This window comes from Phenylobacterium sp., assembly GCF_030693805.1.
Classification (GTDB): domain Bacteria; phylum Pseudomonadota; class Alphaproteobacteria; order Caulobacterales; family Caulobacteraceae; genus Phenylobacterium.
Genome location: NZ_JAUXZW010000313.1, coordinates 1 through 4,740, shown reverse-complemented (window position 1 = coordinate 4,740; position 4,740 = coordinate 1). Strand labels below are relative to the sequence as shown.

The 4,740-nt window shown below is 70.1% G+C and carries 7 protein-coding genes; 5 read left to right on the top strand and 2 right to left on the bottom strand.

The features are described 5' to 3' along the window. Window positions 1–212, bottom strand: a 212-nt coding sequence (locus Q8M88_RS12250; RefSeq protein ID WP_305597438.1) for an MJ0042-type zinc finger domain-containing protein, incomplete at its 3' end; no start/stop codon positions are given. A 56-nt stretch (window positions 213–268) separates the two neighbouring features. Between Q8M88_RS12250 and ftsE the strand changes: the two genes are divergently transcribed. The 4 genes from ftsE to Q8M88_RS12230 are packed head-to-tail and all read left to right on the top strand — an operon-like array spanning window position 269 to window position 3,232. Then, a complete protein-coding gene (gene ftsE, locus Q8M88_RS12245; RefSeq protein WP_305597437.1) occupies window positions 269–997 on the top strand; it encodes a cell division ATP-binding protein FtsE in 729 nt (242 codons plus the stop codon). Continuing rightward, window positions 994–1,887: an ABC transporter permease gene (locus Q8M88_RS12240; protein ID WP_305597436.1), complete on the top strand. Its 894-nt coding sequence runs from the start codon at window positions 994–996 to the stop codon at window positions 1,885–1,887. Before ftsE ends, Q8M88_RS12240 begins: the two co-directional genes overlap by 4 nt. Further along, window positions 1,884–2,522, top strand: a complete 639-nt coding sequence (locus tag Q8M88_RS12235; protein WP_305597435.1) for a YdcF family protein — start codon at window positions 1,884–1,886, stop codon at window positions 2,520–2,522. Before Q8M88_RS12240 ends, Q8M88_RS12235 begins: the two co-directional genes overlap by 4 nt. Then, the gene (locus tag Q8M88_RS12230; RefSeq protein ID WP_305597434.1) at window positions 2,519–3,232 is read left to right on the top strand and encodes a 1-acyl-sn-glycerol-3-phosphate acyltransferase; all 714 of its coding nucleotides are present in this window, start codon (window positions 2,519–2,521) and stop codon (window positions 3,230–3,232) included. Before Q8M88_RS12235 ends, Q8M88_RS12230 begins: the two co-directional genes overlap by 4 nt. On the opposite strand, the gene Q8M88_RS12225 is transcribed toward Q8M88_RS12230, so the two are convergent. After that, entirely contained in the window at window positions 3,229–3,777 is a 549-nt protein-coding gene (locus tag Q8M88_RS12225) for a gamma-glutamylcyclotransferase (protein ID WP_305597433.1), read from the bottom strand. The genes Q8M88_RS12230 and Q8M88_RS12225 overlap by 4 nt on opposite strands. 35 nt (window positions 3,778–3,812) lie before the next feature. Between Q8M88_RS12225 and Q8M88_RS12220 the strand changes: the two genes are divergently transcribed. Further along, a partial coding sequence (locus tag Q8M88_RS12220; protein WP_305597432.1) for a DUF2125 domain-containing protein occupies window positions 3,813–4,740 on the top strand: 928 nt, incomplete at its 3' end.

Below are 4,740 nucleotides of genomic sequence, written 5' to 3'. Positions count from 1 at the left end.
AATGCGCTGACCGGTTTGGGTTCGATCAGCGCCGACTGGGGCTCGACGCCAACCGCGCCCTCCTCGGGCGAAGCGGTCAGTTCAAGCTCGGGCTCCAGCTTGGCGGTCCATCGCGTTCCGCAGTTGGCGCACTTCACCACCCGGCCCTGGGGCGGGATCTTGTCGTCATCCACGAAATAGCTGGTGGCGCACTCAGTGCAGGTCAGTATCATGACAGTCGAATCGGACGCTCCTGCAACCTCCACCGAGGTCGCCGATTTCGGTCTCCATGTCCAGAAACCCTACAGATGAGACGGCGACCCCAGCCGATGAGGCCGTCGTCCGTTTCGATGACATTTCGATGCGTTACGGGCGCGGCCCCGAGGTGCTCAAGGATCTCACCTTCGAGCTGGAGCGAGGCTCGTTCCATTTCGTCACCGGTCCCTCGGGCGCGGGCAAGAGCTCGCTGCTCAAACTGATCTATCTGGCCGCCAAGCCGACCAAGGGCCTGGTGCATCTGTTCGGTCAGGACATCTCACGGCTGGCGGTCAAGGACCAGCCGTTCCTTAGGCGTCGGATCGGAGTGGTGTTCCAGGAGTTCCGCCTGCTCGAACATCTGTCGGCGTTCGATAACGCCGCCCTTCCCTTGCGCATCGCCGGCGGGCGGCCGGAGAGTTATCGCGACGACGTCGCCGAGCTGCTGGCCTGGGTGGGGTTGCGCCACCGCATGCACGCCATGCCGGCGACCCTGGCCGGCGGCGAAAAGCAGCGCCTGGCGATCGCGCGCGCCGTGGTCAACCGCCCCGACATCCTGCTGGCCGACGAGCCCACCGGCAACGTCGACCACGAGATGGCGATGCGCATCTTCCGGCTGTTCGTCGAGCTGAACCGGCTGGGCACCACCATCCTCATCGCCACCCACGACCAGGACCTGGTGGCCCGCTCCGGCCGTCCCGTGCTGCATCTGGAGGGTGGCCGGATGGTGCGCCACGGGGCCCAGGACGAGGCCCAGCCATGAGCGAGATGTTCGACGCCGCCCGCTGGAAGCCCGCGCCGTTCCTGCCCGAGGCCGACGCACGCGACGGAGCGCTGATCTTCGTCGTCGCGGTGCTGAGCTTCCTCGCCTGCCTGATGGCGTTGGCCTTTGTCGCCGCCGACCGCGCCGCCCACGGCTGGGCCCAGCAGCTGGTCGGCGAGGCGACGGTGATCGTGCGACCCAAGGGGGGCGAGAGCCCGGACGCCGCCGCCGCACGCGCCGCCGAGACCCTGGCCGGCGTGCCCGGCGTCTCCGAGGCCCGCGCCTTGGAGCGCGAGAAGGCCTACGACCTGATCCGCCCCTGGCTGGGCGACGTCACCGACCTGGAGGACCTGCCGGTGCCCAGGCTGGTCACCGTCGAACTGGACCGTCGCAACCCTCCCAGCGCCGCCACCCTCGACCAGGCGCTGAAGGCTCAGGGCCTGGACGGCGTCGTGGACGATCACAGTCTGTGGCTCAAGGACATCACCCGCGCAGCCTGGGCGGCGCGCTGGCTGGGCGGCGGGGTGTTCCTGCTGATCGCCGGCGCGGCGGCCGCGGTGATCGCCTTCGCTACCCGCGCCGGCCTCACCGCGCGGCGCGACGTGGTCGAGGTGCTGCACCTGTCGGGCGCCGAGCACGCGCTGATCGCCAAGTTGTTCCAGGCCCGCTTCGCGCGCATCGCCGCCGTCGGCGGCACGGCCGGCGCGCTCACCGCCGCGGCGGTCGGCGCAACTCTGCGGATGGCCGGCGGCGGAGAGGGCCTGACCCCCGCTCTGCCGATCGCCTGGGGCGACCTGCTGGTGCTGCTGCCCTGCCCGGTGGCTGCGGCGCTGGTGGCGGCGCTGGCCGCACGGTTCACCGCCGATTCGATGATCCGGGACCTGCAATGAAGGGGATCGCCGCGGTGCTCGTGGCGGCGGCGATCTGGGCCGCGGGGCTCTTCGCGTTCGCCGATCGCGTGGACCGTTCCACGCCCGCGCGCGCGCCGCAGCCGGCGCAGGGCGTCGTCGCCCTCACCGGCGCAGGGTCGAACGAACGGCTGAGCGCGGCTATGCACCTGCTGGAGCTGGGCCTCGCCGAGCGCATGCTGGTGTCGGGGGTCAACCGAGAGGCGTCGCGCGAGGACATCCGAACCGTCAGCAAGGCGGCGCGCCGGCTCTACGACTGCTGCGTCGACCTGGGTTTCGAAGCCGCTACGACGCTCGGCAACGCCCGTGAGACCGCCGGCTGGGCGCGGGCCATGCGCTTCCACAGCCTGATCGTGGTCACCGCCGACTATCACATGCCGCGCGCCATGCTGGAGCTGCGCGCCACCCTGCCCGACGCGAAGCTGGAGGCCTATCCGATAGCAACCTCCGTGGTGGACGCCAGCCGCTGGTGGCGCACGACCCGCGGCGCGCGGTTGATGGTCGTGGAGTACACCAAATACCTGGCGATCCTGACGCGCGAGGCGGTGCTGGGCCTTGGCCCAAAGGCCGAAACGGAAGACAAGGCGGCGACACAGGATAAGGGGGCGCGCCAGTGATCGCCGTGCGGTCTGTGGCCTTCGTGGTCGCGTTCTACATCTGGTCGGTGATGTGCTCGCTGGCCATGTTCCCGATGCTGATCGCGCCCCGGCGCTGGTCTATGGTCGCAATGGCCGTATGGGGACGCGGGATCATCGCCTTGCTGGGCGTGATCTGCGACGTCAAGGTCGAGGTGCGCGGGCGCGAGCATATGCCGAAAGGCGCATCGGTGGTCGCGCCCAAGCATCAGTGCATGTTCGACGTCTTCGCCCAGTTCGCCTGGCTGCCCGACGCGTGCTTCGTCATGAAGCGGGAGCTCGGGTGGATTCCGTTCTTCGGCTGGTACGCCCACAAGGGCGGGATGATCCCGGTGGACCGCGCCGGCCATTCCGCGGCGCTGAAGAAGCTGGTGGCCGACGCCAAGCAACGCTTCGCCGCCCACCGCCAGCTGCTGATCTTCCCGGAAGGCACCCGTCAGGAGCCCGGCGCGGCGGGGGACTACAAGCCCGGCATCGCTGCGCTCTATCGCGAACTCGACGTGCCGGTTCACCCCGTCGCGACCAACTCAGGCGTCCATTGGCCGGCGCACGGTTATTTGCGCTACCCCGGGACGATCGTCTTCGAGTACCTGGAACCGATCCCACCCGGGCTGAAGCGCGCCGAATTCATGCGCACCCTCGAAGAGCGGATCGAGACCGCCTGCGCCCGGCTGCTGGCGAGCGGGATCTAAGTCGCCGCCTCGCGCGTCTCAACCATCGCCAGCAGGCGGTCCATGGCGCGGTCGCGAAGGCCTTCGGCCCGCAGGTGCTCCACGAGATCTCGCACGTAGTCGACGTTGCGCCCCGACAGGCCGGTCGCGCCGGCGATCAGTTCGCATTGCCGCTCCAGGCTGAGCACGCCGGCCCATTGCGGATGCTTGACGTCGGACAGGAAGGTGAGCGCCTCCACCCGCCGGCCGTCCGCCAGCCGCAGGGACGTGGAGCTCTCGTAGTAGGTCTCGGTCGGCTGTTCGCGTTCTCGCAGGTAGTCGTAGGTGGCGGGCCACTCAGCTTGCGCCACCCGATAGGCCTTGCCGCGCACTGCGCCGCCCGGGGCCAGGCCCAGCACCAGGCCCGGCCGCTCGTAGGTGCCGCGATGATGGACCGAATAGATGCAGAACGCCCGGCGTCGGCCGTGTAGGGTCGCGTGCTGACGCTCAAGAAACGGGAACCCCGGTCGCCACATCAGGGACCCGTATCCGAACACCCATCGCTCGCCAGAGTCCGCCTGCGACATCGCCCCTCTCGGATCAACCGCCTGAAGGTCCGTCCATGCCCGATACCGCCCCGCCCCGCAAACACGGCCGGCTCGGCCTCTATGCGCCGTTCGCGATTCTCCTCGTCGCGATCGTGGCCTGGACCGGCTACTGGTTCTGGGCGCGCATCCAGACCCGCGAGACCCTGGACCTCCAGGCCCAGGCGCTGCGCGCGGCGGGCTACGAGGTCAGCTGGAAGACCCGCTCGCTGGGCGGCTATCCCTTCCGCATGGACGTGACCCTGACCGACGCGGTGGTCCGCGACCCGTCCGGCTGGGCGCTCTCGGCGCCCCGGCTGGAGGGCGAGGCCTTCATGCACGCGCTTGGCCATTGGATGCTGGCGACGCCGCAAGGCCTCAGCTTCAACCGCCCGGTCGGCGGCCCGGTCGAGGTCACGGGCAAGCTGCTGCGGGCCAGTTTCACCGGTTTCGACAAGCGCCCGCCCAGCCTGTCGTTCGAAGGGGTCGACCTTGCCTTCGCCGCCGCGCCCGGCGCCCAGCCGTTTCCGCTGACGACGGCGGGACGGGTCGAATTCCACCTGCGCCCGGGCCCCGACGACGAGGGCGGCGTGTTCCTGAAGGTCGACGCCGGCAAGGCGCGCGGCGGGCTCTTGCTGGCCAGGATTGCAGGCGACAAGCCGGTGGCTATCCGCTGGAATTCCACTCTGTCGAAGATGAGCGCCATGCAGGGCGCGAACTGGCCGGCCATGGTGCGCGCCTGGTCGACGGCCGGTGGGGCGATGAAGTTGCGGGACGCCGGCATCGGCGCGGGCGACGCAGGCGTAGAGGCCAGCGGCGGCCAGTTCACCGTGGGCGGCGACGGCCGCGCGCGCGGCGTGCTCGACGTCTCCATCCGCCAGCCGGTCCGCGTCGTCGAAGCGCTCGCCCAGTCCGGCGTCATCGCGCCTGAGACGGCGCAGACAGCGGCGGCCGTGCTCGCCGCGC